The organism is Streptomyces sp. NPDC057697 (assembly GCF_042799335.1).
Taxonomy (GTDB): domain Bacteria; phylum Actinomycetota; class Actinomycetes; order Streptomycetales; family Streptomycetaceae; genus Streptomyces.
On the sequence record NZ_JBHVJA010000012.1, the window covers coordinates 113,046 to 138,738 of the forward strand.

The window sequence follows — 25,693 nt, forward strand, 5'->3', positions numbered from 1 at the left end:
CACCGGAATGTACGGCGCCGGCGGGTCGGCGGCGGGTGAGGCGGCGACGGCCCGGTCCTCGGCGGGTACGGCTCGCCGAGGACCGGTACCCGGGGTCAGCCGCGCAGCGGGCGCGGCAGCTTGAGCTGCGTCACCGACGTCTTGATGCCGCTGTCGACCAGGCGGCCGTTCGCGTCGAAGGCCTCGGGGCCGTCGGTCATCCCGAAGTCGTTGTCGTTGATCAGGGCGAGCGTGTCCCGGCCGGTCACCGCCACCCCCTCGATCTTCCCGGGCACGCCCGCGACCTTGCCCAGGTCGACGACCAGGCTCTTGCGGAGCACCGGCACACCCGACGCCGAAGGGTCGGTGAGTTCCTCGTAGGAGGGGGACGTGGCCGCGTCGTCCCACGCCGAGCCCAGGATCCCGGAGCCGTGCGGGAGTGTCACCCGGTGCAGCCGCGCAGCCCTGTCCGTGCGTTCCTCGACCAGGAGGTCGTTCCCGCCGATCGCGACGACCGAGGAGACCTTCAGCTCGGAGGTGTCGTCCTCGCCCGGGTCCACGACGCCCACCGCGTCGAACCGGTAGGCGTACTCCGCGGTGACCGCGCGCTTCTTCGTCGAGAAGCGCAGCAGCCGCACATTGCGGGATGATTCGCCCGCGTCCTGGTCGGGCAGCGAGAGCGGGCTCTGTACCGCGAGCACCAGATCGCCGCCGGGAAGGAGGGCCAGGCCCTCGAAACCGCGGTTGATCTTCCGGTGCAGGAGCACGCCCGGCAGCGCCTCCACCACGGGGTAGTCGGCGCCCTTCAGCCCGAGACCCCGCGGCACGTAGCGGGTCAGCACCCGGCCCTGGGCGGAGACGTGCACCAGGGAGGGGCCGTACTCGTCGACCAGCCAGAAGCTGCCGTCGGCGGCGCGGACGATGCCTTCGGTGTCCAGACCGTTCGGGTTGTACTCCAGCGGCGTCTTCGCGTCGTAGGAGTACGGGGCCTCGTCGCGCTCCTTCTGGTTCGACAGACCGGTGACCGCGGCACCGGACCGGGTGGTGATCGGAATGGCCTTGAGGACCCGGAGGTGCTTGCCGCTGACCCGTACCTTGACGATCGCCGGGTCGAAGCCGGGCACGGGGAAGGTACGCCGCTTCTTCCCGTCGATCTTGATCTGCCCGTTGGGCCCCCGGTCGGTGACCGTCCAGAACTCGCCCCGGCGGCCGGCGGGGTAGATGTCGCTGCCGATGCCGCCCAGCGCCACCCCCCGGTCGTCCGCGACCGTTCCCGGCAGCAGCCCGTTGCTGAAGCGGGCCAGCGGTATGTCACCGAGCACCGCCGTCCCGGTGACCCGCGCCGTACGCTCGTGCCGGTCCTGGGCACCGGTCGCCGTCCCGGCCACGCACACCGTGCCGAGCAGGGCGAGCGGCAGGCCGACGGCAAGGGAACGACGGACAACACGCGGGGACATGGAACCTCCTGGGGCACGAACAGCGCTTTACGGCCGTCAGGTTCCGTCCTCGCCCTCAACACACGGTGACATCCAGTTGAACGCCCGGACAGAACGCGACGACGGGCGGGGGCGCGTACTCGCCCCCGCCCGTCGTCGAGCGCCCCGGGGACCGCACGGACTGGCGCTCGCACGTCCGCCCGAGCGGCCTACGGGCAGGCCGTCCGCCGGGCCCCGCACCGGCCCCGGCGTACCGGCTCTCAGCCGTCCGCCACGTCGATGCCGCCCAGCGCGGCCGCCGGATCGTCGTCCGCCGGGCCCGCCGGGACCCAGCGCCCGCCCTCCTCGCGGTACGGCCACCAGCGCCCGTCCCGGCCGTAGCGGAGCTGCACGCCGCCGTCCACCGCCGTCCAGCGATTGGCCGCCGCACTCAGCCGGGGCCGCTCGCTCTCCTCCCACGCCCCGGCGAGCCGGGCCCCTGCCCTGGCCAGGACCTCGGGACCGGGCGTCCACTCCTCTTCGAGCACGGCGAGCGCGGCCGCCCCGCCGTACCGCCACGCCCGCACCGCCGCGTCGAGCCCGGCCTCGTGCCGCTCCGAACCGGTGGCCAGCCGCTCCGCGATCCAGGACGCGGGCCGGGCCTCCGCCGCCAGCCGCACGGCGTCCTGCCGTGCCGTCAGCCCGACCGGCGGCGGCTGCTGCTCATGGCCCGGGGAGAGCGCCTCGGCCAGCATCCGGTGGGCCCGCGCGGCGGCGTCCGTCGCCAGCATCTCCAGGGCGGCCGGGTCGATCCCCGCCTCCGGTTCGGTCTCGGTGTCCAGCGACGGCGCGAGGCCGGGCTCCGGGGGCAGCGGGGCGGGAGCGGGCAACGGAGGCAGGATGTCCCGCGCCGCGAACGCCTCGTCCGCCCGGACGCCCCCGCCGTCGGCCCGCGCCGCCGCGGCCCCGTCGCCGGGGTCCACGGGCCCGTGCCCCTCGGCGCGGGCCGCGATGCGGACCTGGAGTTCGTCCAGGAGCCGTCGCTCACCGCGTCCCCGCATCAGCAGCAGCACGAACGGGTCCTGGTCCAGCAGCCGTGCCACCTGGTAGCACAGCGCGGCGGTGTGCGGGCAGTGGTCCCACGCGTCACAGGTGCACTCCGGGTCCAGGTCACCGATGCCGGGCAGCAGCTCCACTCCGGCCGCCGCCGCGTCCTCCACCAGATGCGGCGGCATCTCGCGGTCCAGCAGCGCCGCGATGTGCCCGGCCCGTTCGACGGCCATGCCGAGGAACCGCTCCCAGTCCGCCTCGCTCAGCTCCTGGAGCAGCACATCGCTGCGGTACGTGGAGGAGTCCCCGTCCCGGACCATCGCGGTGATCCGGCCGGGCCGTACGGAGACCGCGCCGACCCTGCCCTCACGGGCGAACCTGCGCCCCTTCTTGAGCTGCCGGCCGTCCAGCGCGGTGTCCTCCAGCGCCTTCAGCCACGCCTGGCCCCACCAGGACCGGGCGAAGCCGCGGCCCTGCGCGGGCGGCAGCGCGGCGAAGGTCCGCTCCTGTCCGGGGGCGGGCGTGTCGGCCCCGCCGCCCTCGTACGCGCCGTCGTGTCCCTCACTCATCGGGTGCCCCCTCGCAGCTCGACCAGATCGGCCAGTTCCGCATCGGTCAGTTCGGTCAGTGCCGCCTCGCCCGAGCCGAGCACCGCGTCCGCGAGCCCCTGTTTGCGGGCCAGCATGCCGGCGATCCGGTCCTCGATGGTGCCCTCGGCGATCAGCCGGTGCACCTGCACCGGCTGGGTCTGCCCGATCCGGTACGCGCGGTCGGTGGCCTGTGCCTCGACCGCGGGGTTCCACCAGCGGTCGAAGTGCACGACGTGTCCGGCCCGGGTGAGGTTGAGACCGGTGCCCGCCGCCTTCAGCGACAGCAGGAACACCGGGGCCTCGCCCGCCTGGAATCGATTGACCATCGCCTCCCGTTCCGCGACGGGCGTACCGCCGTGCAGGAACTGCGTACGTACCCCGCGCTCCGCCAGATGCCGTTCGAGCAGCCGGGCCATCCGGACGTACTGGGTGAACACCAGCACGCTCGCCTCCTCCGCCAGGATCGTGTCGAGCAGCTCGTCCAGCAGCTCCACCTTTCCCGAACGGTCCGCGATCCGCGGCTCGTTCTCCTTGAGGTACTGCGCCGGGTGGTTGCAGATCTGCTTCAGCGCCGTCAGCAGCTTGACGACGAGACCCCGCCGGGCGAACCCGTCGGCGTCGGCGATCGCGGCCAGGGTCTCGCGCACCACCGCTTCGTACAGACCCGTCTGCTCGGCCGTCAGCGACACCGTGCGGTCGGTCTCCGTCTTCGGCGGCAGCTCCGGGGCGATGCCCGGGTCGGACTTGCGCCGTCGCAGCAGGAACGGCCGCACCAGCGCGGCGAGCCGCTCGGCGGCCGCCGGGTCGCCGCCCTCCGCGGTCCGCGCGTAGCGGGTGCGGAACGCGCCGAGCCGTCCCAGCAGACCGGGCGTGGTCCAGTCGAGGATCGCCCACAGCTCGGAGAGGTTGTTCTCCACCGGCGTGCCGGTGAGCGCCACGCGGGCCTGTGCGCCGATCGTCCGAAGCTGTCGGGCCGTGGCCGAGTACGGGTTCTTCACGTGCTGCGCCTCGTCGGCGACCACCATGCCCCAGCGGACCTCCGCGAGCTTCGCCGCGTCGAGCCGCATGGTGCCGTACGTGGTCAGGACGAACTCGCCGTCCGACAGTTCGGCGAGGCTGCGCGATCCGCCGTGGAACCGGCGCACCGGTGTCCCCGGCGCGAACTTCTCGATCTCCCGCTGCCAGTTGCCCATGAGCGACGTCGGGCAGACCACCAGCGTCGGCCCGGCGGCCGAATCGATGGTGCGGCGGTGCAGATGCAGGGCGATCAGGGTGATGGTCTTGCCGAGCCCCATGTCGTCGGCGAGACAGCCACCGAGGCCCAGCGAGGTCATGGTGTGCAGCCAGTTCAGACCGCGCAGCTGGTAGTCGCGCAGGGTCGCGGCCAGCCCCTCGGGGGGACCGATCGGCCGCGGCTCGTCCTGCTGACCGGAGCCCTCCGGATCGGCCACCCTGCGACGCAACCGCTCCAGCCGACCGGTGGCCCGGACCTCGACCCGGTGGCCGTCGATCTCGGTCGAACCGGTCAGGACCGCTCCGAGCGCGTCGATCGGCGTGACCTTGAGGTCCTGGGCCTCACGGGCCCGGCGGGCCTCCTCGGGGTCGATCAGCACCCACTGGTCACGCAGCCGCACCACGGGACGGTTCGCCTCGGCGAGACGGTCCAGCTCCGCACGGCTGAGCTTCTGGTCACCGAGCGCGAACCACCAGTTGAACGTCAGCAGCGCGTCCGCGGACAGGAGTGACGGAGCCTCGGAACCGCCGTGGCCCGCCGCCCCGTCCCGCCCCGCGCCGTCCTCGCCCTCCTCGCCGTCCGGCGGTCCGATCACGGCACGCGCGGTCAGCGTGCGGGCCAGCTCCTTCGGCCAGTGCACCTGGACGCCGGTGGCGGCCAGCGCCCGTCCGGCGGGACCGAGGAGCTCGGCGAGCTCGTCGTCGGCCGGCTCCACGAAGTGGGGCACCGCGGCGGCGAGCAGCGGAGAGAGCGGAGGCCAGGCACGGGCGGCGCGCCGCAGCGCCAGCAGTGCGTCCATCCGGGCGCGGGGACCGAAGGCCCCGGCAGTGCCCGCATCCCCCGCCCAGACCTCGGCGGCATCGGCGACCAGCGTCGGGTCGCTGACGCTGTGGATCTGAAGGACGGCCCGGAAGGAAGGGCCCGCGGACCGTTCGACGTCCTCCTCCGGCGCGGCGAGACCGGACGCCTCCACCCGGAGCGAGAGCCGGACCCCCGCGTCGTGTCCGGCCGCGACATCGGTGGCCCAGGCCCGGAGGCCGGGCAGCCGCTGCGGTTCGTCCGAGGCGAAGGCCGGTCCGCCGGCGGCGAACGGCGCGGCGGGGGTGCGGGGCAGGGCGTCCGCCACCGCGTCGAGGAACGCGCGCAGCAGCCACTCGGGCTCGGGCAGCAGTACCGGCTGCCCGGTCGCGGGGAGCGGTACCGCGTGGGCCTGCGGCGGCATCGAGGCGGCGAGCGTCCGGATCCGTGACTGGTCCTCGGCGGTCAGCGGGCCGGTCCGCCAGGTGTCGTGATCCGTGGCGCTCAGTCCGGGCAACAGGAGGCCCCGGGCGGCGAACTGGAGGGCGAGGAGAGCGGCCGCGCCCCAGAAGGCGGCCGCGCCGGAGGCATGTGCCGAGGCCCGCGCGCGCGTCAGTACCGGCAGCGCGTCCCGGACCGGGAGCAACCGTGCCGGTACGGCGTACGGCTGCGCGTCGGCGCCGACGACGGTCAGCTCCGCCACGGAACCGAGGCCGTCGGGCGGGCCGCTGCCGTCCGGGTGCCAGAAGGCGATACGGCCGGCACGGGAGGGATCCCCGGGCAGGAAGACCACGGAGCAGGCGGAGAGTGCGGAGATCTCGGAGAGCGTTGCCGCAGGGAGTCTGTGCACAGCGATGCCGAATTCCTCAAATTTGACTAGTGGGGTCGGGTCGCCGAGGGTACCCCACGGACACCACCCGCCGAGAGCGAAATCCCAGTGACCCATGACACATGTGACCGGCCGGGAAATCGTCCCTCCGACGGCCGGGGGCCGTGTGCGAACCCCCGGGGTGGAGACAGCACCCCCTTCGGGGGAGGGGGTTTACCCCCGGTGACCCCGGGTGGTGGCGCCATGGTTCCCGGACCTGCGCCGACCGTACGTTTCTACAGGTCGGCGCAGCTTTTCAGAGACCGGAGACGTCATGCCCCAGGCCATAGCCACCGCAGCGGAAGGTACCCGTGACGGTGCGGGAGATGCCGGAGCGAGAAGTACCACAGGTGCCCACGGCGCCGGAACCGCTCAGGCCCAGGGAAGTGATTTCGCGCCCCTGCTGCGGGCGGTGAAGGGGCAGGGACTCCTGGAGCGGCGCACCGGGTGGTACGCGGCCGGCATCGCCGCCAACCTGGTCGCGCTCGGTGCGGTGATCACCGGCATGTTCCTGCTCGGCGACACCTGGTGGACCCTGCTGCTCGCGCTGCCGCTGGCGGTCTTCTGGTCGCGTACCGCGTTCGTCGGGCACGACGCCGGACACGCGCAGATAAGCGGCGACCGCAGGGCGAGCCGGGCCATCGGCCTGGTGCACGCCAATCTGCTCCTCGGCATGAACGAGGCATGGTGGAACGACAAGCACGTCCGTCACCACGCCAACCCCAACCACATCGACAAGGACCCGGACGTCGGTGTGGGCGCGCTCGTCTGGACGCAGAAGCAGGCGGCCCAGCGTGAGGGCTTCGCCCGCTGGCTCACCCGCAACCAGGCCCGCCTCTTCTTCCCGATGCTGCTCCTCGAAGGCATCGCCCTGAAGATCTCCGGCTTCCAGTACCTGCGGCGGCAGCCCGCCCGGGAACGCCTGCTCTCGGCGCTGCTCCTGGTCGCCCACCTGGGCCTCTACGCGGCGCTGCTGCTCACCGTCCTCTCCCCGGGCAAGGCCCTCGTCTTCGCGCTCGTCCACCACGCGCTGTTCGGGCTCCATCTGGGCATGGCCTTCGCGCCGAACCACAAGGGCATGGAGATGCCGGACCCGGACGGTGACCGCTGGGGGCACCTCCAGCGTCAGGTCCTCACCTCGCGCAACGTGCGCGGCGGCATCCTCACCGACTGGTTCCTCGGCGGCCTCAACTACCAGATCGAGCACCATCTCTTCCCGAGCATGCCCCGCCCCCACCTGCGCCTGGCGCAGCCCATGGTGCATGCCCACTGCCAGGCCCTGGGCATGCCCTATGCGGAGACCGGGCTGATCGAGTCCTACCGGCAGGCGCTCCAGCACATGCACGAGGTCGGCGAGCCGCTGAGGTGAGCCCCGGGGCACGCTGGAACCGATGGACGCGCACACGCGTTCTCACAGCAGATGCGGCCCCGGGCTGCGGAGGAGGAACGGACGATGTCGAACAGCGCGAAGATCGCCATCGGGGGAGTGGTCGTAGCGGTCATCCTGATGCCGTTCATCGGTTTCTGGCTGTCGTTGCTGGTCCTGGTGGGCGTTCCGGCGATCGCCTATCTGATGCTGGACCCCGGCCAGCGGCGCAGGCTCCGAAGGATCACCCGCAAGGAAATAGGCCGCTGAGAAGCAGGGCTCAGGCCGGTCGCACCGCGAGCGCGTCCAGAGCCGTCAGCAGGCCGGGGAGTGCGGCGCCCCGCCCGACCGGCAGCACCTCACCCGGCTCCTCGTCCAGCAGGACGAACGCGATGTCGTCGGTCCGGGCGACCAGGGACCAGCCCGGCCCATCGGCGCGCAGCATCCGCGCGTCGTCCGTGGCGAAGGAGGACCGGACGCGGCCGGGCGGTGGCGGGGTGTCGACGTAACCCTGAGCTTCAGCGAGCGCGCGCCGTACGCCCGGGTGCGCCCCGTCCGCCGCCGTGTCCGCGCCCTCCCCTCCGGAGGAGGCGCCGGACCCGCCCCCGGGAACGGCGACGGATCCGGTCCCGCCCGCAGGACCGGCGACGGACGCGGCATCGACCTCAACCTCAAGTTCAGGGTGAGGGCCGGTCCGATTTCCGGCTCCGGGAACGTCCCCCCGCGCGTTCGGCCCGGCCCCGTTCTCCGGGCCGTCCGCGGCCGACGGGGCGGTGAAGACCGCCGCGTCGTCGATCTGCTCGCGCCAGGCGGCCCACTGGTGCGCTATCTCGTCCGCCCCCATGCGCCGCTGGGCCGGTCCCCACGCGTCCGTGTCGGGCGGTGCCAGAGGCGCCGGAGCGGTGCCCTCGTCGTCCGGATCAGGCAGCGGATCGTGCGGTGCGGCCACGCCCGGCGCGGCGACCGCCAGCTGGAGGGGCCAGCCGGGCAGCGCACAGACCACCGAACGGTCGTCGGGCGAGAGGTCGTACTCCATGCCGCAGTCCCAGGCCGCGATCGCGACGGCGACCAGCGACACGTCGTCCACGACGACGGTCCACCGCGCACCGGTGCCGTCCTGGCCGAGGACCAGCCCGTACCCCCCGGCATACGGCTCGACGGCGAGCGTCGCACAGGCGGCCGGGTAGTCGTCACCGAGGACGGTCGGGAACTGTGCCGGGGTCAGCAGCACCGCGGTCAGCACGTACAGCGCGTCGTCGTCGGCGACCGTGTCGTTCGGCGCAGCCACAGCACCCTCCTCGTCCGTCGTCGTTGTCCGTCGGCGCACCCTAACGAGTGAGTAACCCACTCGTCGAGGCCCTGACAAGGAGGGGTGGCGGGCCCGCGCGACGGCGGCATCTCTCAGTCGGCGGGGAGGCCGAGCAGCGTACGGGCCACGGTTCGCGGCGACTCGCCGCGCTCCCTGGCCAGTGCGATGACGGCCCGGCAGGCCAGCTCGCTGACACCGAAGGAGAGCGCCTCGGGCGACACCCAGCCGCTCGCTTCGTCGATCCGTGCCTGGTCCTCCTCCACGGAGGCCGACACGAAGGCGGCGGCCGCCTCGAAGAGATTGTGCTGTTTACGGCGGTCCTCCTTGCCGGGCGCGGAGGACCGAGTTCCCTCGCGGCCAGGGGTGACGGCCTTGCGGAGGCCGGCGATGATGTCGATCACGGGGACCGCCTTCCGGGGAGAGCGTGAGTGCGGGACATGCCCGTATCCACAGGGGGTATTCCCCGCCCACGTAGAGTTGGACCTCCGGCCGACACGAGGGGGCAGCACGGTGAAGCGATACGACCGGCTGAAGGAGATCCAGCGACTGGATCCGGAGCGGGATTTCCTCCGCATCTACCGGCTCACGGCGACCTATGAGTTCCCCTGGGACATCGCCCGCGCCCTCGAACTGGCCCTCTACCGCACCTATGCCGTACCCAGCATCGGCCGGCTGCTCGCGCAGACCGCTGAACTGACGGACCGTTCCCAGAAGCGCTACGACGACACGGCGCTGCTTCTCGACGCCGTCCTCGAACACGGCTTCGACAGTGACTCGGGGCGCACGGCCCTGCGCCGGATCAACCGGATGCACCACAGCTACGACATCAGCAACGACGACATGCGCTACGTGCTGTGCACCTTCGTCGTGACCCCGAAGCGCTGGATCGACCGCTACGGCTGGCGCCGGCTCTCCGGTCACGAACTGCGCGCCTGCGCCGCCTATTACCGGACCCTGGGCGCGCACATGGGCATCAGTGAGCTGCCCCGGACGTACGAGGACTTCGAGCGGACCCTCGACACCTACGAGGCGGAACACTTCGGCTGGGACGAAGGGGCGCGCCGGGTCTCCGACGCCACCCTGGATCTGATGGGTTCCTGGTATCCGCGCCCCCTGGCCCCCGTCGCGCGCAAGGTCGCTCTCGCGCTGCTCGACGACTCCCTCCTGCGCGCGTTCCGCTACGAACGCCCCGGATCCACCACCCGCCGCCTCACCCATGGCGCCCTGCGGCTGAGGGCCCGCGCGGTACGGCTCCTGCCGCCGCGTTCCGCTCCGCACTACGCCCGTCAGAACCCGGAGGTCAAGGGCTATCCGGACGGCTACGAGGTCGCAGAACTGGGGACGTTCCCGGTGCCGGGCCTCGGTGGCTGTCCGGTGCCGCACCACCGGCGCTCCGACGCCCCGGCGGAGTGAGCGCGGGCGAACCGGAGCGGGCCGGTCACGGCGTCCGTACGGCCAGGGCCAGGTAGCCCTCGTCCTCATCGGTGTACGTATCGAGCCGCCAGCCCGAACGTGCGAGCAGGGGGCGGAGATTGCGCTCGGCCCGCAGATCGTCGTCCGTGACCGGGCGGCCGTGGCGTGCCGCGAGGGCGGCCCGTCCAAGGGGATGGAAGAGCGCCAGCCGTCCGCCGGGCCGTACCACCCGTGCCAGTTCCGCGAGGTCGGGGCCGGGGCGTGACAGATGGGAGATCAGCCCGGACCCGAACACCGCGTCCAACGCCTCCGGTCCCAGGGGGAGACGGGCGACATCGGCGAGCAGCAGCGTCCCCTCGCGGTCGCGCCCGGCCCGTACCGCGGACTCCAGCATCGCCGGTGTCAGATCGACACCCAGGACCGTGCCCCGCGGTCCGACGGCGGCCCGCAGAGCGGGAAGCGCCCGCCCCGTCCCGCAGCCCGCGTCGAGCACCGCGTCCCCGGGGCGCAAGGAGAGGGAGTCCGCGGCCGCTTCGAAGGCGGGCGCGTCGTCGGGGAAGCGGGTGTCCCAGTCCGCGGCGCGTGCGGTGAAGAACTCCCGGACGTCTCTGTGCTCGTCGGTCATGGGGACATGATCGCTCAGTCGCCGGCAAGGCGGTACGGCGCGGGACGCCGCGAGCGGAAGCGCCCGGCGAGGGGGGGCGTCTCCCGTCCCGGAGCGCGCGGCCGGAGCCGTCGCGGCGGCGACACGGAGCGGTGCCCGGGACCCGGCGGGCCGTGTGGCCCCGGCTCCTGCGCTCCCGCGGACGGGAGGAGAGTGCCGGGGACCGGACCCTTGGTACGTATGTCCTACCGGTCAGACATTGACGCCGTAGTCCGACGCGATGCCCGCCAGCCCCGAGGCGTACCCCTGGCCGACCGCCCGGAACTTCCACTCCGCGCCGTGCCGGTACAGCTCGCCGAAGACCATGGCGGTCTCCGTCGAGGCGTCCTCGCTGAGGTCGTAGCGGGCCAGCTCGACGCCGTTGGCCCGGTTCACCACGCGGATGAACGCGTTGCGGACCTGGCCGAAGCTCTGCCCGCGGCTCTGCGCGTCATGAATGGAGACCGGAAAGACGATCTTGGCCACGTCCGAAGGGACCGTCGACAGGTCCACGTTGATGGACTCGTCGTCGCCCTCGCCCTCACCGGTCAGGTTGTCCCCGGTGTGCTGGACCGAACCGTCCGGGCTCGTGAGGTTGTTGTAGAAGACGAAGTGCAGGTCCGAGAGGACCTTGCCCGCGTCCGAGCACAGCAGGGCACTCGCGTCCAGGTCGTGGTCCGCGCCCGTCGTCGTCCGTACGTCCCAGCCCAGGCCGACCGTCACTGCGGTCAGGCCGGGGGCCTCCTTCGACAAGGAGACGTTGCCGCCCTTGGCCAGGGTCACACCCATGAAACATCCTCCATCGATCCAGTGGTCCAGCGATTCGGTGAGCGGCTCCGGTTCGGCCGTCACCAGGCCAACGACGGAGTCGCGGCCGTGGTTCCCATGATTGCGCAAGCCCTGAAGTGAACCTCGGCGGGGCGTGCCGTACGTTGGTCGACCGGGTCCCGGGGCTACGGGCCGGTGCGGGGTTCCTGCGCGTCGGTCTCCTTCATGGCCTTCGCCTCACTCTTCAGGATCCGCATCGACTTGCCCAGGGCCCGAGCCGTGTCCGGCAGTTTCTTCGAGGCGAACAGCGCGATCAGTACGACCGCCACGATCAACAGGTGCCAGGGTTCGAGACCGTTGCGCAACATATGTGTCCCGCCCTTCCTTTCGGTGCTTTGGCCGGTGTTCTCGTTCTGCGCCCACGGCCGGTGTTGCAGGCTGACTATGGGCAGGTCGGATGATCCACTCGGACATCAATGCTTGCTATTTTGCGCAACTGTACAACCATGGGGTGGCGGAGCACGTCCTACCCCATGGAAACCGGATGGACGGGGTGGCCGATGACGGGAAGCCGGAAAACGGGAGCGGGCAGGGGGAGGGGAGCACGCCTGCGGCGTACAGCCATGTTCGGGCTGTCGTTCCTCGTGCTGCTGGTCGCGGGCGTGGGGTGGGGCTATCTCAAGCTCGGCGGCAGCATCGACACCTTCAGCGCCGACGGGATCTCCGGCGACCGGCCGCCGGGCTCCCCGGAGGGGCAGAACGTCCTGGTCATCGGATCGGACTCGCGCTCGGGCGAGAACAGCAGACTCGGCGGCGGCACGGGCTCGGTGGGACGCTCCGACACCGCGTTCCTCCTCCATGTGTACGGCGACCAGGAACACGCGGTCGCGGTGTCCATTCCGCGTGACGCGCTGGTCGACATCCCGGCCTGCAAGGGTCCTGACGGCAAGTGGACCGCGCCGCAGCACGACGTGATGTTCAACGGAGCGTTCTCGGTGGGGGAGACCGCCGAGGGAAACCCCGCCTGCACCCAGAACACCGTGGAGCAGCTCACCGGACTCCGCGTGGACCATACCGTCGTCATCGACTTCGCCGGATTCTCCGCGCTCACCTCGGCCGTGGGCGGCGTACCGGTGTGTCTGCCCCAGGACATCTACCAGCGCGACCTCAGCCCGAAGCGGCCCACCCGGGGGGCCAGGATCTTCACGAAGGGCCCGCAGAACGTCTCCGGGCAGCGGGCACTCGACTACGTCCGGCTGCGGCACGGCATCGGTGACGGCTCGGACATAGGACGTATCAAGCGACAGCAGGCGTTCGTCGCCGCCCTCATCAAGAAGGTCAAGTCCCAGGGGCTGAACCCCACCACACTGCTGCCCCTGGCCAACGCGGCCACCGACGCGATGACCGTCGACCCCGGCCTCGGGTCGGCCGACCGGCTGCTGTCGTTCGCGCTGTCGATGAAGCGGATCGACCTGCACAACACCAAGTTCGTCACCGTTCCCTGGCGTTACGAGGGTGCGCGCGTCGCGATCGTCGAGCCCGACGCCGACGCGCTCTGGGCCTCGCTGAAGGCCAACCGCACGGTCGACGGGAAGGACGCCAGCGGAAAGGGCTCGGGCAAGTCGTCGGACGGCGACGAGGCGAAGAACGGCGGCCGCGCGAACGCCCCGGTCTCCGGCAAGGGCATCACCGTCGCCGTCTACAACGGAACCACGGTCAGGGGGCTCGCCGCCCAGGCGTCCGACCTCCTGCGCTCCCGCGACTTCACGGTCACGAACACGGCCACGGCGAGCAGCCAGGACTACGCCTCGACCGTCATCGAGTACGGGCCCGGCCTGCGGGAGCAGGCGGAGACCACCGCGCGGCTCTTCGCGGGAGCCCGGACGACCGAGTCCGGCACGGCCGGGATCCAGGTGATCGTGGGCAGTTCCTACGCGCGCGACCCGTCGGCGGCCGCCGGAGCACCGGCCTCCTCCACCGTTCCGCCCACGGTCGCCGACGAGGCCAGGTCGGCCGACGACGACCCGTGCGCGGACCTGTCGTACGGCTGACCGGCCTCCGGAAGCCGGGACACGGCACCCGACGCGGTGTCCCGGCCGCCCGGAGCCGCGGCGCCGGGGGAGGGGATCACCGCCGGCTCCACTTCCGCTCGTAACGGGTGCGGGCGGCCCGCAGCCCGTAGGCGTACAGGGCCAGCACGGTGGCCAGCAACAGGTAGTAGAGCGGCGGCAGCGCGCTCATGCCCAGCAGCGCGCCGAGCGGGGTGAGCGGCAGCAGCAGGCCGACCACCGAGAGGCCGCACGCGGCCATCCGCAGCGGACCGCCGCTGCGCCCGCCGGCCGCCCGACCGCCCGTGCGGAGCAGCAGCATCACCAGGGCCTGAGTGAGCAGGTTCTCGGTGAACCATCCGGAGTGGAACGCCTCCTGCCCGCCGACGGTCGCGGAGCCGTGCAGGGCGTAGGCCAGTACCGCGAAGGTCGCCAGGTCGGCAGTGGCGTTCAGCAGACCGAAACCCGTGATGAAGCGGAGGAAGTCGCGCGGACGCAGCACCGTGGGCCACCGCAGCACCTCGGCCGCCGGCCGGTCGAAGGCGAAGGCGAGCTGCGCCACGTCGAAGCACAGGTTCTGCACGAGGACCTGTGCCGGAAGCATCGGCAGGAACGGCAGCATCAGGCCCGCCGCGAGCATCGCGATGACATTGCCGAGGTTCGACGAGAGCGTGATGCGCAGATACGTGGCGATGTTCCCGCTGCTGAGCCGCCCTGCGGTGATCGCGTCGTCGATGGCCGCGAGATCCTTCTCGGCGAGCACGACGTCGGCGGTCTCCCGCGCCACGTCGACCGCGTTGCGCGGGCAGATCCCGATGTCCGAGGCATGCATCGCCGGCAGGTCGTTGACCCCGTCCCCGAGGAACCCGGTGGTCCGCCCGGAGGTGCGCAGCGCGGCCACGACGCGTGCCTTGTGTTCGGGTGTGCAGCGGGCGAAGACCGTGGTCCGGCCGACCGCCTCCGCCAGCGCCCGGTCCGACAGCGCGTCGATCCGCTCGGCGGACATGACCTCGCCGGGATCGAGGCCGAGGTCTCGGCAGGCACGGGCGACGGTGCCCGGATCGTCACCGGTGAGCACCTTGACGGCCACGCCCCGGTCCCGCAGCGCGTCCAGCGCGTCGGCGGCGCTCGGCGTGAGGGCGTCCCGCAGCGCGACGAAGCCGAGGAACGTCAGCCCCCGTTCGTCGGCGGCCGTGTAGGCGCGCGTCCGGGCCGGCCGCTCGGTACGGGCCACCGCGAGCAGCCGCATCCCGTTCGCGGTCTCCCGGGCGGCGAGTGCGCTCAGCCCGATCCGTTCCGTCTCGTCCAGCGCGCACCGTTCGAGGACCGCTTCCACGGCCCCCTTGGTCACGAGCGTGTGGACTCCGAGCTTCCCGGGGCGGCGGACGACGGCGGTGGCGAGACGGCGTACCGGATCGAACGGCAGCGCGGCGACCCCGTCGTACGCGGACAGCGCCTCGTCCTCCTCGGCCGCGTCCAGCACCGCTTCGTCGAGTGCGTCGGGCGCGGGCAGATCGGCGAGCTGTAGCGTCCACAGGGCGTTGACCGCGGCCCAGTGGAGCGCCTCGGGATCGGATCCGCCCGAGGCGTTCAGCGAATGCCCGACGACCGGACGGTCCTGGGTGAGGGTTCCGGTCTTGTCCACGCACAGCACGTCGATGGCACCGAGGTCATGCAGCGCGGGCAGCCGTTTGACGATGACGCCATGGTCCCTGGCGAGCAGCGAGGCGCCCCTGGCCAGCGCCGTCGTGACGATCACCGGCAGCATTTCCGGCGTCAGCCCGACAGCCACCGCGACGGCGAACGGCAGCGTCTCCAGGCCCCGGCCGCGCAGCGCCGCGTTGGCCATCAGCACCAGGGGCGGGGTGAGCAGCATGAAACGGATCAGCGTCCACGAGATCCCGTGCACGGAACGGTCGAAGGCGCTCGCGCCGCGGCGGCGCGCCGAGCCGTCGTACGCGGCGGCGAAACGGGTCTCCGCGCCCGTCGCCGTCACCACGGCCGTACCGCTGCCCGACGCCACGCTGCTGCCCTGGAAACACAGTTCGGGCCGGGTGAACAGCCCTTCGACGTCGCCGCGGACGGCATCGGCGGCGAGCGGCCGTGACGGTGTGTCGACGGGGTGCTTGGCGACCGGAGCCGACTCGCCGGTGAGCGCCGACTGATGGACGGTGAGACCGCTCGCGCGCAGCAACCGCACATCGGCGGGCACCAGATCTCCCGGAGCGAGCCGGATCACATCGCCCGGGACCAGTTCCTCGACCGGCAACTCACGGGCCTGCGGGGCGGCGTCCGGGTCCGTCCGGCGCAGGACCGTCGCGGTGGTCGCCACCAGCGCCCGCAGGGCGGCCGTGGACCGGTCCGCCCGGTGCTCCTCCGCCGAGCGCAGCAGACAGCTGACGACCACGAGCACCAGCGTCACGGACGCCGTGCCCCAGGAGGCCACCGCCGCCGAGACCAGGCCCAGGCACAGCAGCACCGAGGTGAACGGGTCCCGCAGGCTGCGCAGAAAACGGCGGGGCCAGGAGACCGGACGCCAGGCCGGAAGGGTGTTCTCGCCGAGCCGTGTCAGCCGTTCCCCGGCCTGGTCCTCCAGCAGCCCCCGGGGTCCGCTGTCCAGCGACCGGAGCACCTGGAGGGAGGTCGGTGCGGTCTCCCCGGTGCGGGCGTGGGCGCCACCGGGGGCGGGGCCCCGGTCGACGGAGACGCCCGACATCGGGACGACGACGGCGGACGGCGCGTCGGGGTCGGTGCTGCCGGGACCTGCGGCGGCACTGCTCTCAGGCACCGAGCCCACGGAGACGTGAGGCTCGTGCGGGCGCGTGTCCGGCACGCTCCGTGAGCTGGCCGACCATCAGCCGGACGACGGTCACCACATCGGGGTCGTCGACCAGGTACACCTGTCGGCGGCCTTCGCGCCGGGACCGGACGAGACCTGCCAGCTTCAGCTTCGTCAGATGCTGGCTCACCGAGGGGAGGGTGCCGCCCACCCGGTCCGCGAGGCCGGTGACGTCGCTCTCGCCCTGGGCCAGTGCCCATACGATGTGCAGCCGCGCGGGTGTCGCCAGCAGGCCGAAGGCCGCTGCGGCCTCCGCCAGTACCTCCGCGGGCGGATCCTCGATTCCGCCGTCGGCAGCTGTCGACACTCTCGCTCTCCCTGTCTGCGTGGCCTGTCCCTGTGGCCCGGTTCTCCGCACCCGAAGCACTCAGTGTAGGCGTCCGCCTCATCGGCGTGCTCGGCCAGGTCAAGTCCTCGCTCGACCCGCTCATCCCTTCGGATCCCTGAAGACCAAATAAAGAAAATCAAGTTTCATGGGTTTTTCCATTGAAAAACTCAATGTACAAATGAATGGCGGAGGTACCGCCGAACGCGAGGGAGCCGAGAGTGGACTGGCAGGAGCTGACCGATCTGACGCAGGGGCAGCCGTTCGTGGTCGAACGGGTCCGTCTCGTGGCCGGCGACGTCGCGATCGAGGGCCGGTTCGAGCCGCCCCAGCTGGCGCGGCTCGGAGCCGACGACCAGGTCTTCGTCGCCGCCTTCGTACGGGCGCACGGTTCGATCAAGGAGATGGAGCGGATCTTCGGGGTGAGCTACCCGACGGTCAAGTCCCGGCTGAAGCGGATCGCCGAACAGCTCGACTTCGTCGACACCGCCCCCAAGTCCACCAGCGCCGACATCATCGACCGCCTGCAACGGGGCGAGATCAGCGCCCAGGAGGCGCTGGCCGAGCTGGAGCGGACTCGATGATTCCGCAGCTGGTGACAGTGGGCTGCCGCCGCTGGGACGGCCGGCGCCGACGGCTGTACGTCCCGGTCCTCCCGGTACTGCTGGTGCTCTCGCCGCTCCTGTTCCTCGCCGTGCTGCTCGGACTGGCCGTATGTCTCGTCGTCCACGTGAGCCCGATGGGCGCCGCGCGCGGCACGGGGCAACTGCTGTGCGCCCTGCCCGGCACCCGGATCGAGATCGAACAGGGCCGAACGGCCTGGCTGATAAGCGTCAGGTGACTCGTCGGATGACTCAGAGGGGAAGAAGGACGATGAACGAGCAGCGTCGCAGGATCCTGGACATGCTGGCCGAGGGCAGGATCACCGCCGACGAGGCGGAGCGGCTGATCGACGCCCTCGAAAGAGAAAGGCCCGAGCCGCCGCAGTCGGCCGCACCCCACCCGCGTCCCCGGCCCCGGTACCTGCGCGTGCTGGTGAGCGGGGCGGACGGCTCCGGCGCCGACGGAGCGAGCCGGGTCGACGTGCAGATCCCGTTGCAACTGCTGCGCGCCGGGGTCCGCCTCGCGAGTCTCGTCCCGCCCCAGGCGCTCACGAGGATCAACGTGGGGCTGAGCAGGGCGGGGGTGCCGATCGACCTCGCCGAGCTCAAGCCGCAGCACATCGAGGACTTCATCGAACAGCTCGACGAGGTCACCGTCGATGTCGACGACCCCGATGGGCGGGTGCGGGTGTTCTGCGAGTGACGCCCGCCCCGGCACGGGTCGGCCCGCCTGCTCCGCGCGGGCGGGCCGACCTGCGCCGGGGGCCGGACCAAGCCACATGACCGAGGAGTGCTTGCCCCTGCGTGACCGGTGCGCAAGGCTTATGCCAACGGGGCACGGGGAACGTATGAGCGGGGAGGAACGGGGAAATGGCGCTTGACAGGGGACTCGACTGGCTCCTTGACGACCTGACGAGCAGGGTCGAGCACATACGGCACGCACTGGTGCTGTCGAACGACGGGCTGGTGACGGGGGCGAGTACGGGGCTGGCCCGTGAGGACGCCGAGCACCTCGCCGCCGTCTCCTCCGGACTGCACAGCCTGGCACGCGGGTCGGGACGGCACTTCCGGGCCGGGAGGGCCCGGCAGACCATGGTGGAGTTCGACGAGGCGCTGCTCTTCGTGACCGCGGCCGGGGACGGCAGCTGCTTGTGCGTGCTCAGCGAGGCCGAGGCCGATGTCGGTCAGGTCGCCTATGAGATGACACTGCTCGTCAACCGGGTCGGTGAGCATCTGGGTGTCGCCGCGCGGCAGGGGGCGGACGAAGAGGCCGACGGCGTCTGAGCCGACCGCGCCCGGGGCCGAGGGTGTCCGGGGCCGAGGGTGTCCTGACGGTCTGTCCGGGCGGTCGGGTCCTGGCCGGCCGTGTCAGGTCCGACCGGGATGGGGCGCCGACGTCCCCGCCGGTCGGCGAGGTTATCCACAGGCCAGGCGGGCGGAGCCTCTTCCGAGTTACGGTGCTCACAGAGAGTAACCGAACCTCGGGGGAGAGAGTCATGACTGTTGCTGAAGACGTACACACGAACTCCGCTCGTGTGAAGGCGGCGAGCGAGGCAGCCACCGGCACCGGCATGGTGGCGGTGGGTACGAGGGGTACGCCGCCCGCCAACACGATGGCGGTGGGTACCGCGGCGCAGGCACTCCAGCTGAAGCGCGGCGAGTTCGCGATCGCGGTGCATCTCGGACTGATCCGCCTGACGGTGCGACAGGACGGCGGTAGGCCGAGGGTCCGACACGACGAGGTCGACCGGCTCCGGTCACAGGAAGGGTTCCCGGAGGCTTTGCGTGCCAGGGTCTGCACGGTCGGGACGGCGAAGGGGGCCCAGCAGCTCGGGATCGGCCCCGACCGCTTCACCAGGCTCGCCCGTGCGGGGTGCTTCACACCGATCACGTTCTACGTCAATCGGTACCGCGCGATCGTCTGGCTCTATCTCGCCGACGAGCTTGCGGCGTTCGCCGGTCGGGAGCCCCAGCTCCTCGTGGGCAGGAGCCCGGCCTGGCTCCTCGAACGGTTGGAAGGAGGCGCGGATTACCGCGCGCGTAACTGGCGCTCACGGCGGGTCGAACGGCTACTGAGCCTGACGGGAGATCCCTGGGCCCGCGCGGCCGTGCTCGCGGAGACACTGGACCCGGTGCAGTTGGCGGAGGTGGTCGACGATCCGTACGAGCGAGCACACCTCGCCGGGATCCGGCCCGAACCGGCCTTCGGACCGACGGGGCCGCCGTTGGCGCGAGAGACCATGGCGCACCTGATGAGGGCCGACGAACCGGACGAGATGCTCTGGCGGCGGGTGAGCCTGATCATGGAGTTGGACAGCGCCAGGGAGGCCCGACCGGCACCGAGCCCGGGCGGTGAATGGCGCGACTCGGAACCCCTGGAGAGTGGGCGGTCGTCCGAATCGGACCCGGGCGCCGAGTCCATCATGGTGGCCGCGGCTCCGGACGCGGCTCGTGTTCCCGCTCCGGTTCCCCTTCCGAGCCCGGTGAGTGTTTCCGTCCCGGCACCCGGGCCGACCCCGGAACCCGTCCCCTTCGTAGCGCCTCGGCCCGGTGCGGAGCCCGACTCCGCCCACGTGCCGCAACGCGTGCCGGAACCCGCGCTCGGCCTGCTCGCCCGTCTCGGTCTGCGCAGGCGCGCAACCAAGTCGATGGGCCGTCAGCGGCCAGGGCGGGGGAGCGCGCCGTACGACACATGACGAGGTGGACGCCGGCAGGGGTGGCTGTTGTATTCAGGCCGGGCGGACGGCCACCGAGTCGGTCCTTCACGGTCCAGCCGATGTCGTCCTCGGTATTGGCTGCGGTCAGGACGGCAGTGAGGGTGCGTTCCCAGCTGCCATCGATGGCCCGCCCGATCAGGTGCTTGTGCGCGGTCTGGAACGGGCCGTGCTCGTCCGGGAGGTCTCGTCAGGGAGAACTGGTGCGGTACTTCCGTGCGGTTGCCTCGCGTGCGCGGCAGTGAACGGCCCACCGCCGTCCGCGCATCGGATAGGTCGGCATCAGCGGCGCGATCCGGTCCTACATCGGATCAGTGATCACTGATCGTGCAGAAAAGTCCAGTCGACTCACCAACCGGCCAAGCGGACATGTGTCAGGACTTCCCGTCCCAGGCGGGAAGTTCGGCAGCGCTGACGATGCAGCGGACACCCGAGTCCGCCCGCCGGGCCGGGGTCGTCTGGTCAACCACGACGGAACAGCCGGCCCACTGCCCGCCGCACTCCTCGACCATCGACCGCACGGCCGACGCCTGGCTGCCCGTCTCGATCCAGTCGTCGACCAGCAGCACCCGGTCCCCGGGGCAGCCCCCGCCACCCGGGCATGCCCGAGCCGAAGTCGAGTACCTGCGGCAGATGTGCGCGGGCGACCCCGGTGTGCAGCACGAACAGGATGCTCCGGAAGGTCACTTCGTCAGGAGTTTCAAGAACCTGCGGGCGGATGTGGATATCGGATCATGGACTCGCGGATCGATAAGAGCTCGCGCGGGTAGAACGGCACCGGCATTCTGACCTTCATGTTGATCCGAGAAGCCACCACCGGGGACTGGCCCGCCATCTGGCCGTTCTTCCAGGAAATCGTTGCCGCAGGTGAGACGTTCACCTATCCACTCGACCTCGGCGAGGCCGACGCCCGGTCCTGGTGGCTCCTGGAGCCGCCCAACCGTACAGTCGTCGCGGTCGACGACGAGGGGGCGATTCTCGGCACGGCCAAGATGAACGCCAATCACATGGGCAATGGCTCGCACATCGCCAGTGCCAGTTACATGGTCGACCCCGAGCATTCGGGGCGGGGGGTCGGGCGGGCCCTGTGCGAGCACACCGTGGAATGGGCTCGCGCGGCGGGGTTCAGGGCGATGCAGTTCAACGCTGTCGTGGAGACGAACGTCCACGCCGTCGCGCTCTACCGCTCGCTCGGCTTCGAGATTCTGGGAACGTTGCCGGAGGGGTTCCGTCACCCGGAACACGGGTTTGTCGGCCTGCACATCATGCATCGTCGCCTCTGACACAGACACAGACACAGGCGCAGTCGTCGGGGGAACGCCCGTCGTGCGATGTCTGTCATGTCCTAAGCGGTGGTGATGTGTGCCGAGTTGGTGTGTCAGGGGCTCACTGGGGTGGGTGCGCAGGGTGCAGACCGGCGCAGTACTCTGCGCCCCACCGCCATTCGGGCGATGAAACTCATGCGAAGGACGTATCAATGACCATACCCAGGAGATCGTTGCGCGCCGCGGGAACGCTCGCGGCCGCCGCGGTCGTCGGCCTGTCCGGCGCGGTGCTCACCGCCGGCCCGGCCGCTGCTCACACCCCCACCTGGGCCGTGACGTGTTCCGAGGTGAACCTCGACCTGACCGCCTACAACGGCAACGTCACCAACCAGGTGACCGTCACCGTCGACGGCAAGGACCTCCTGCCCACCGAGACCTTCGGCCGGGAGTTCCACAAGAAGCTTGAGCTGCCCGCCCACGACAAGGAGGTGACGGTCCACCTCGTCGTCAAGGCCGGTGACGGCGACAACTTCTCGCGCGACGAGACCAAGACGGCTCCCGTCTGCGAAGGCACCACCCCGTCGCCCACGCCGTCCGAGGACACGCCCTCCCCGGCTCCGTCGACGGAGGCGCCGAGCGAGAGCGCCAAGCCCACCGCGAGCGTCGAGCCCAGCGAGGCTCCTTCGACGTCCGCGCCCGGGGCGGCCTCCCCGAGCCCCAGCTCGCCCGGCCTCGCCGAGACGGGTTCCTCGTCCGCCACCCCGATCATGGCCGGCGCCGCAGTGGCCGTGCTGCTGGCGGGCGGCGGCATCATGTGGTCCGTGCGCAAGCGTCGTACCGCGCAGCACTGACGAGACAACCGGTGGTCCTGACGCACGACCGTGCGGGGACGGCCGGTTGGCGGACGCGTGCCGCCCCACGCCTGGTGCGTGGGGCGGCACGTCCCTCCGTACGGTCGGCACCCGCGTGGGCCGGTACGTCCCCGGACCGTCGTCACACCCGCCCGGCCGGCGACGGGGGAGTGGCCGACGGTGCTGGTGAGGGGCCGATCTCGCACCACACCGCCTTGCCCTCGCCACGGGGTTCGATGCCCCAGCGCATGGCGACGGCGTCCAGAAGCAGCAGCCCCCGGCCCGAAGTCGCCGTTTCTCCCGGACTTCGACGCCTCGGCCAGGCGCTGGAGCGGTCCTGCACCGACAGCCGTACCCGCCGCACGGGTTCCGGGAGCACCTCCAGGGTGAGGACCGCGCCGCCCTCCGTGTGCAGCAGGACGTTCACCAGCAGTTCGCCGGTCACCAACTCGGCATCGTCCGCGAGTTCGGCCATGTCCCAGTCGTTCAGGGCCTGGCGCACGATGGTGCGGGCATCGGACAGCCCCTCCGGGTCCGCCTGGTGGATGTACTGGTGCAGCCGAGGGGCCCTCGGCGAACCGGGATCCGGGCTGCGCCGGAGGACCAGAAGGGCCACGTCGTCCCCCGAACCCCAGCGCTCCCAGAGCCGGTCCGACAGATGGTCGGCCAGCGCCTGGGCGCTCGTCGGCCCGGCTCCCACCTCGGTGATCAGCGCCTGCACACCTGTCTCGATGTCGGCGCCCGGCTCCTCCACCAGCCCGTCGGTGTACAGCACAAGCGTCTCGCCCGGCACCAGGTCCAGCCGGGTCTCGGGGAACTCCTCGTCCTCGAAGTCGGTCGAGATGCCCAGGGGCATACCGCCCCGCACCTGAGGACTGCCGACCCGCCCGTCCATGTGCCGGATCAGCGGGCCGAAGTGCCCGGCCCGGACCACGCGCAGGGTCCCCGACGCGAGATCGACCTGAGCGTACGTGCAGGTCGCGAAGCGGTCCGTGTCCAGTTCGGCCAGGAAGCGCGAGGCGCGGGCCAGCACCGTCGAAGGGGGATGCCCCTCGGCCGCGTACGCGCGCAACGCGATGCGCAACTGGCCCATGATGGCAGCGGCGTGCGTGTCGTGCCCCTGCACGTCACCGACCACGATCCCGAACCGGTTCTTGGGCAGCGCGATCACGTCGTACCAGTCGCCGCCGACCTGGCGTCCGCTCCAGGCGGCGTGATAGCGCACGGCGATCTCTCCGCCCTCGATCTCCTGGATGCGCCTCGGCAGCATCGCCGCCTGGAGACCGGTGGCGAATTCGCGCTCCTCGTCGAAGAGTTTCGCGCGCTGGAGGGACTGCGCCACGATGGCGGCCAGCCCCAGACACAGATTGCGTTCGTCCGCGTTGAAGGACGTGGGATCCCGGTAGAAGAGGGCCAACGTACCGAGGGAACGCGCCTGGGCGACGAGCGGCAGATAGGCGGCGGCCCGGAATCCGAGCCGCTCGGCACAGGGGGCCAGCACGGGGTAGCGCTGGACGAGGGCCGAGACCGAGGTGAGGAACCTGGGGCGCCCGCTGAGCACGGTGTCCGCCAGCGGAAACCGCCGGTCCAGCCCCGCGTCCCCGAGCGCGTCGATCGCCTCCACCGAATCGCCGCTCAGCGCCACGACGCTCAGCGTGGTGTTCTCCACCAGACCGAGTGCGAGGCCGTCCGCCCCGAGCCGGGCCAGCCCGCCCGGCCCGGTGAGCGCGGCGGTCACGTCATCGACGGTGACTGCCCGTGACAATGCGCTGGTTGTGCGTTCAACGATGCTGGTCTGCCGTTGTCGCCGCTTCTCCAGATCGAGCACGAAGGCCGAATGGGTGACCTCCGCGGTGGCGTCCTGCACCACCCCGACGACCCGCTGCACCCGGCCCTCGTCGCTGCGCAGTATGCGCGCCTGGACATGCGTCCACTGGTCACCGCCGTCGTCCGTCGGCACCAGGAAATGCACACTGTACGAGCTGCGCCCGCTCTTGATCGCCTCGCCGATTGCCAGGTCGAGACGGGCGCGCTCTGATGGTTCCAGTCGCGCCAGCAGCGTTTCCAGCTGTGAATCGAAGGTCTGTGGGTCCAGGCCGAAGACCAGCAGCCCGGCGTCGTCCATGTCGAGCGTTCCGGCCTCCACGTCCCAGTCGAAGCTGCCCGTCCGATTCATGGCCAGGCGCCGGGCCGTGGAACTCTCGCCGTTCCTCGTCTCCTCGATCAGCAGACGTGGTGGGACGGAAATGATCGGTTGCTGGTCGTGATCGGTCATTCCTGCTCCGGAGGTCGCCGGGCGGGGCTGCGGACGGCATGACCCGAACCGGGTCACTCAATTGTCGAACCGGTTCCGGCAGGTTGCCACAGCGGAGACCCGGCGCATTCCGGCCGGAGAGCCGGACCGGCCGGACCCGGACCCCCTGCCGTCCCGGCGCGAAGCCCGCCCCGGACAATGGCGGCGGAAGATCGTCCGCGACCGGCGGTCGATACGGCACAGGGGCTGACCGGAGCGCGTACATGAACCAAGAGGATCCCGTTCTGCTGCACACCGAGGGCCGAGTCCGGCACATCACCCTCAATCGCCCACGCGCCCTGAACGCACTGAACCACGCCATGGTGGCGCGCGTCGGCGCGGCACTCGACGACGCCGAGCACGACGACTTTGTGGTCGCGGTCCTGATCACGGGGGCGGGCGAGCGCGGTCTCTGCGCGGGTGGCGACATCCGCACGATCCATGACGACGCCCGCGCCGGCGGCACCGCATCGCTGGACTTCTGGCGCGACGAGTACCGGCTCAACGCCCGCATCGCCCGGTTCCCCAAGCCCTATGTCGCGATCATGGACGGCATCGTGATGGGCGGCGGCGTCGGAGTCTCCGCCCATGGCGACGTCCGCGTCGTCACCGAGCGCTCCCGCATCGCCATGCCCGAGACCGGCATCGGATTCGTTCCGGATGTCGGCGGCACGCACCTGCTCGGTGCGGCGCCGGGTGAGCTCGGCATCCACCTGGCGCTCACCGCGGACGCGGTCGGCGCCGCCGACGCGCTGCTGTGCGGGCTCGCCGACCACTTCGTACCGTCGCAGCGCATCGCCGGACTCACCGCGGATCTCGCCGGTTGCGGTGCGGCCGCGGAGATCGAGGAGACGGTGCGGAAGCACGCCTCACCGGCGCCTCGGGGCGAACTGGCCGCGCACCGCGAGTGGATCGATTCCTGCTACCAGGCTGACACGGTCGAGGAGATCGTCGACCGGCTCGTCCGCAGCGGGGTTCCGGCCGCCAAGGAGGCCGCCGAGGCCGTCCTCGCGAAATCGCCCACCGCGCTGAAGGTGACTCTTGCCGCGCTCCGCAGGGCACGCGGGCTCGGCAGCCTGGAGGCCGTGCTCGACCAGGAGTACCGGACGTCGTGCACCGCTTTCGCCGGGCCGGACCTGGTGGAAGGGGTGCGTGCCCAGATCATCGACAAGGACCGCAACCCGCGGTGGAGCCCGGCGACCCTGGCCGAGGTCACCGAGGCCGACGTGGCGCTCTTCTTCGCCCCGCTGGGCGACCGTGAGCTCGGCCTGGCCACCGTCCCCGGAACGACGGCCTGACGCGGACGGGCCGCCGCGGGCCGGG

At 71.5% G+C, this 25,693-nt stretch carries 24 protein-coding genes; 12 read left to right on the forward strand and 12 right to left on the reverse strand.

Annotated features, from left to right (window positions below):
- Positions 1-95: 95 nt before the first annotated feature.
- The 3 genes from ACFVFH_RS27470 to ACFVFH_RS27480 form a co-directional block, all read right to left on the reverse strand.
- Positions 96-1,436, reverse strand: a complete 1,341-nt coding sequence (locus ACFVFH_RS27470) for an esterase-like activity of phytase family protein (RefSeq protein ID WP_383773384.1) — start codon at positions 1,434-1,436, stop codon at positions 96-98.
- Between the two features lie 239 nt (positions 1,437-1,675).
- Complete coding sequence (locus tag ACFVFH_RS27475; RefSeq protein ID WP_383773386.1) at positions 1,676-3,013, reverse strand: SWF or SNF family helicase; 1,338 nt, start codon at positions 3,011-3,013, stop codon at positions 1,676-1,678.
- A complete protein-coding gene (locus ACFVFH_RS27480) occupies positions 3,010-5,916 on the reverse strand; it encodes a DEAD/DEAH box helicase (RefSeq protein ID WP_383773388.1) in 2,907 nt (968 codons plus the stop codon). The genes ACFVFH_RS27475 and ACFVFH_RS27480 overlap by 4 nt, the downstream gene beginning before the upstream one ends.
- A 292-nt stretch (positions 5,917-6,208) precedes the next feature.
- On the opposite strand from ACFVFH_RS27480, the gene ACFVFH_RS27485 reads away from it, so the two are divergent.
- Both ACFVFH_RS27485 and ACFVFH_RS27490 read left to right on the forward strand, forming a co-directional pair.
- The gene (locus ACFVFH_RS27485; protein ID WP_383773390.1) at positions 6,209-7,303 is read left to right on the forward strand and encodes a fatty acid desaturase family protein; all 1,095 of its coding nucleotides are present in this window, start codon (positions 6,209-6,211) and stop codon (positions 7,301-7,303) included.
- An 84-nt stretch (positions 7,304-7,387) separates the two neighbouring features.
- Positions 7,388-7,570, forward strand: coding sequence for a hypothetical protein (locus ACFVFH_RS27490; RefSeq protein WP_093544432.1), 183 nt, complete (start codon positions 7,388-7,390; stop codon positions 7,568-7,570).
- Positions 7,571-7,580: 10 nt separating this feature from the next.
- On the opposite strand, the gene ACFVFH_RS27495 is transcribed toward ACFVFH_RS27490, so the two are convergent.
- Both ACFVFH_RS27495 and ACFVFH_RS27500 read right to left on the reverse strand, forming a co-directional pair.
- The gene (locus ACFVFH_RS27495; protein ID WP_383773392.1) at positions 7,581-8,588 is read right to left on the reverse strand and encodes a hypothetical protein; all 1,008 of its coding nucleotides are present in this window, start codon (positions 8,586-8,588) and stop codon (positions 7,581-7,583) included.
- Positions 8,589-8,701: 113 nt separating this feature from the next.
- Positions 8,702-9,001 carry a hypothetical protein gene (locus ACFVFH_RS27500; protein ID WP_383773678.1) on the reverse strand — a complete coding sequence of 100 codons (300 nt, stop codon included), beginning with the start codon at positions 8,999-9,001 and terminating at the stop codon, positions 8,702-8,704.
- Positions 9,002-9,119: 118 nt separating this feature from the next.
- On the opposite strand from ACFVFH_RS27500, the gene ACFVFH_RS27505 reads away from it, so the two are divergent.
- Complete coding sequence (locus ACFVFH_RS27505) at positions 9,120-10,022, forward strand: oxygenase MpaB family protein (RefSeq protein WP_383773394.1); 903 nt, start codon at positions 9,120-9,122, stop codon at positions 10,020-10,022.
- Positions 10,023-10,047: 25 nt separating this feature from the next.
- On the opposite strand, the gene ACFVFH_RS27510 is transcribed toward ACFVFH_RS27505, so the two are convergent.
- The 3 genes from ACFVFH_RS27510 to tatA all read right to left on the reverse strand — a co-directional run bounded on the left by ACFVFH_RS27510 (position 10,048) and on the right by tatA (position 11,801).
- On the reverse strand, positions 10,048-10,647 hold the full coding sequence (locus ACFVFH_RS27510) for a class I SAM-dependent methyltransferase (RefSeq protein WP_383773396.1): 600 nt from the start codon (positions 10,645-10,647) through the stop codon (positions 10,048-10,050).
- Positions 10,648-10,878: 231 nt separating this feature from the next.
- Positions 10,879-11,454 carry a TerD family protein gene (locus ACFVFH_RS27515; protein ID WP_093544446.1) on the reverse strand — a complete coding sequence of 192 codons (576 nt, stop codon included), beginning with the start codon at positions 11,452-11,454 and terminating at the stop codon, positions 10,879-10,881.
- Positions 11,455-11,618: 164 nt separating this feature from the next.
- Positions 11,619-11,801 (reverse strand): Sec-independent protein translocase subunit TatA, encoded by a 183-nt coding sequence (gene tatA / locus ACFVFH_RS27520; protein WP_383773398.1) that lies wholly within the window; start codon positions 11,799-11,801, stop codon positions 11,619-11,621.
- Between the two features lie 255 nt (positions 11,802-12,056).
- On the opposite strand from tatA, the gene ACFVFH_RS27525 reads away from it, so the two are divergent.
- Positions 12,057-13,484, forward strand: coding sequence for an LCP family protein (locus ACFVFH_RS27525; protein ID WP_383773400.1), 1,428 nt, complete (start codon positions 12,057-12,059; stop codon positions 13,482-13,484).
- Positions 13,485-13,560: 76 nt separating this feature from the next.
- Here ACFVFH_RS27525 and mgtA read toward each other — a convergent pair whose 3' ends face one another.
- Both mgtA and ACFVFH_RS27535 read right to left on the reverse strand, forming a co-directional pair.
- Positions 13,561-16,278, reverse strand: a complete 2,718-nt coding sequence (gene mgtA / locus ACFVFH_RS27530) for a magnesium-translocating P-type ATPase (protein WP_383773402.1) — start codon at positions 16,276-16,278, stop codon at positions 13,561-13,563.
- Positions 16,262-16,627 (reverse strand): ArsR/SmtB family transcription factor, encoded by a 366-nt coding sequence (locus ACFVFH_RS27535; RefSeq protein WP_383773404.1) that lies wholly within the window; start codon positions 16,625-16,627, stop codon positions 16,262-16,264. Before ACFVFH_RS27535 ends, mgtA begins: the two co-directional genes overlap by 17 nt.
- 239 nt (positions 16,628-16,866) lie before the next feature.
- Between ACFVFH_RS27535 and ACFVFH_RS27540 the strand changes: the two genes are divergently transcribed.
- The 5 genes from ACFVFH_RS27540 to ACFVFH_RS27560 all read left to right on the forward strand — a co-directional run bounded on the left by ACFVFH_RS27540 (position 16,867) and on the right by ACFVFH_RS27560 (position 19,943).
- The gene (locus tag ACFVFH_RS27540; protein ID WP_383773406.1) at positions 16,867-17,229 is read left to right on the forward strand and encodes a DUF2089 domain-containing protein; all 363 of its coding nucleotides are present in this window, start codon (positions 16,867-16,869) and stop codon (positions 17,227-17,229) included.
- Entirely contained in the window at positions 17,226-17,486 is a 261-nt protein-coding gene (locus ACFVFH_RS27545; protein ID WP_383773408.1) for a hypothetical protein, read from the forward strand. Before ACFVFH_RS27540 ends, ACFVFH_RS27545 begins: the two co-directional genes overlap by 4 nt.
- A 32-nt stretch (positions 17,487-17,518) precedes the next feature.
- Entirely contained in the window at positions 17,519-17,950 is a 432-nt protein-coding gene (locus tag ACFVFH_RS27550) for a hypothetical protein (protein ID WP_383773410.1), read from the forward strand.
- 167 nt (positions 17,951-18,117) lie between these two features.
- Entirely contained in the window at positions 18,118-18,531 is a 414-nt protein-coding gene (locus ACFVFH_RS27555) for a roadblock/LC7 domain-containing protein (protein ID WP_383773412.1), read from the forward strand.
- 212 nt (positions 18,532-18,743) lie between these two features.
- On the forward strand, positions 18,744-19,943 hold the full coding sequence (locus ACFVFH_RS27560; RefSeq protein WP_383773414.1) for a DUF6397 family protein: 1,200 nt from the start codon (positions 18,744-18,746) through the stop codon (positions 19,941-19,943).
- Between the two features lie 392 nt (positions 19,944-20,335).
- Here ACFVFH_RS27560 and ACFVFH_RS27565 read toward each other — a convergent pair whose 3' ends face one another.
- On the reverse strand, positions 20,336-20,530 hold the full coding sequence (locus ACFVFH_RS27565; RefSeq protein ID WP_383773416.1) for a hypothetical protein: 195 nt from the start codon (positions 20,528-20,530) through the stop codon (positions 20,336-20,338).
- A 225-nt stretch (positions 20,531-20,755) separates the two neighbouring features.
- On the opposite strand from ACFVFH_RS27565, the gene ACFVFH_RS27570 reads away from it, so the two are divergent.
- Both ACFVFH_RS27570 and ACFVFH_RS27575 read left to right on the forward strand, forming a co-directional pair.
- On the forward strand, positions 20,756-21,244 hold the full coding sequence (locus ACFVFH_RS27570; protein ID WP_383773418.1) for a GNAT family N-acetyltransferase: 489 nt from the start codon (positions 20,756-20,758) through the stop codon (positions 21,242-21,244).
- A 194-nt stretch (positions 21,245-21,438) separates the two neighbouring features.
- Entirely contained in the window at positions 21,439-22,077 is a 639-nt protein-coding gene (locus tag ACFVFH_RS27575; protein ID WP_383773420.1) for an LAETG motif-containing sortase-dependent surface protein, read from the forward strand.
- A 142-nt stretch (positions 22,078-22,219) separates the two neighbouring features.
- Here the strand turns inward: ACFVFH_RS27575 and ACFVFH_RS27580 are convergent, their stop codons facing one another.
- On the reverse strand, positions 22,220-24,352 hold the full coding sequence (locus ACFVFH_RS27580) for a SpoIIE family protein phosphatase (protein ID WP_383773422.1): 2,133 nt from the start codon (positions 24,350-24,352) through the stop codon (positions 22,220-22,222).
- A 242-nt stretch (positions 24,353-24,594) separates the two neighbouring features.
- Between ACFVFH_RS27580 and ACFVFH_RS27585 the strand changes: the two genes are divergently transcribed.
- Entirely contained in the window at positions 24,595-25,668 is a 1,074-nt protein-coding gene (locus ACFVFH_RS27585; RefSeq protein ID WP_383773425.1) for an enoyl-CoA hydratase/isomerase family protein, read from the forward strand.
- Positions 25,669-25,693: the final 25 nt, after the last annotated feature.

Excerpts from the sequence above, each read along its gene's own strand:
- tatA (WP_383773398.1), bottom strand. The coding sequence starts at position 11,801 with ATGTTGCGCAACGGTCTCGAACCCTGGCACCTGTTGATCGTGGCGGTC.
- ACFVFH_RS27560 (WP_383773414.1), top strand. The coding sequence starts at position 18,744 with ATGACTGTTGCTGAAGACGTACACACGAACTCCGCTCGTGTGAAGGCG.
- ACFVFH_RS27490 (WP_093544432.1), top strand. The coding sequence starts at position 7,388 with ATGTCGAACAGCGCGAAGATCGCCATCGGGGGAGTGGTCGTAGCGGTC.
- ACFVFH_RS27515 (WP_093544446.1), bottom strand. The coding sequence starts at position 11,454 with ATGGGTGTGACCCTGGCCAAGGGCGGCAACGTCTCCTTGTCGAAGGAG.
- ACFVFH_RS27525 (WP_383773400.1), top strand. The coding sequence starts at position 12,057 with ATGTTCGGGCTGTCGTTCCTCGTGCTGCTGGTCGCGGGCGTGGGGTGG.
- ACFVFH_RS27550 (WP_383773410.1), top strand. The coding sequence starts at position 17,519 with ATGAACGAGCAGCGTCGCAGGATCCTGGACATGCTGGCCGAGGGCAGG.
- ACFVFH_RS27475 (WP_383773386.1), bottom strand. The coding sequence starts at position 3,013 with ATGAGTGAGGGACACGACGGCGCGTACGAGGGCGGCGGGGCCGACACG.
- ACFVFH_RS27510 (WP_383773396.1), bottom strand. The coding sequence starts at position 10,647 with ATGACCGACGAGCACAGAGACGTCCGGGAGTTCTTCACCGCACGCGCC.
- ACFVFH_RS27470 (WP_383773384.1), bottom strand. The coding sequence starts at position 1,436 with ATGTCCCCGCGTGTTGTCCGTCGTTCCCTTGCCGTCGGCCTGCCGCTC.
- ACFVFH_RS27555 (WP_383773412.1), top strand. The coding sequence starts at position 18,118 with ATGGCGCTTGACAGGGGACTCGACTGGCTCCTTGACGACCTGACGAGC.
- ACFVFH_RS27580 (WP_383773422.1), bottom strand. The coding sequence starts at position 24,352 with ATGACCGATCACGACCAGCAACCGATCATTTCCGTCCCACCACGTCTG.
- ACFVFH_RS27570 (WP_383773418.1), top strand. The coding sequence starts at position 20,756 with ATGTTGATCCGAGAAGCCACCACCGGGGACTGGCCCGCCATCTGGCCG.
- ACFVFH_RS27485 (WP_383773390.1), top strand. The coding sequence starts at position 6,209 with ATGCCCCAGGCCATAGCCACCGCAGCGGAAGGTACCCGTGACGGTGCG.
- ACFVFH_RS27585 (WP_383773425.1), top strand. The coding sequence starts at position 24,595 with ATGAACCAAGAGGATCCCGTTCTGCTGCACACCGAGGGCCGAGTCCGG.
- ACFVFH_RS27575 (WP_383773420.1), top strand. The coding sequence starts at position 21,439 with ATGACCATACCCAGGAGATCGTTGCGCGCCGCGGGAACGCTCGCGGCC.
- ACFVFH_RS27545 (WP_383773408.1), top strand. The coding sequence starts at position 17,226 with ATGATTCCGCAGCTGGTGACAGTGGGCTGCCGCCGCTGGGACGGCCGG.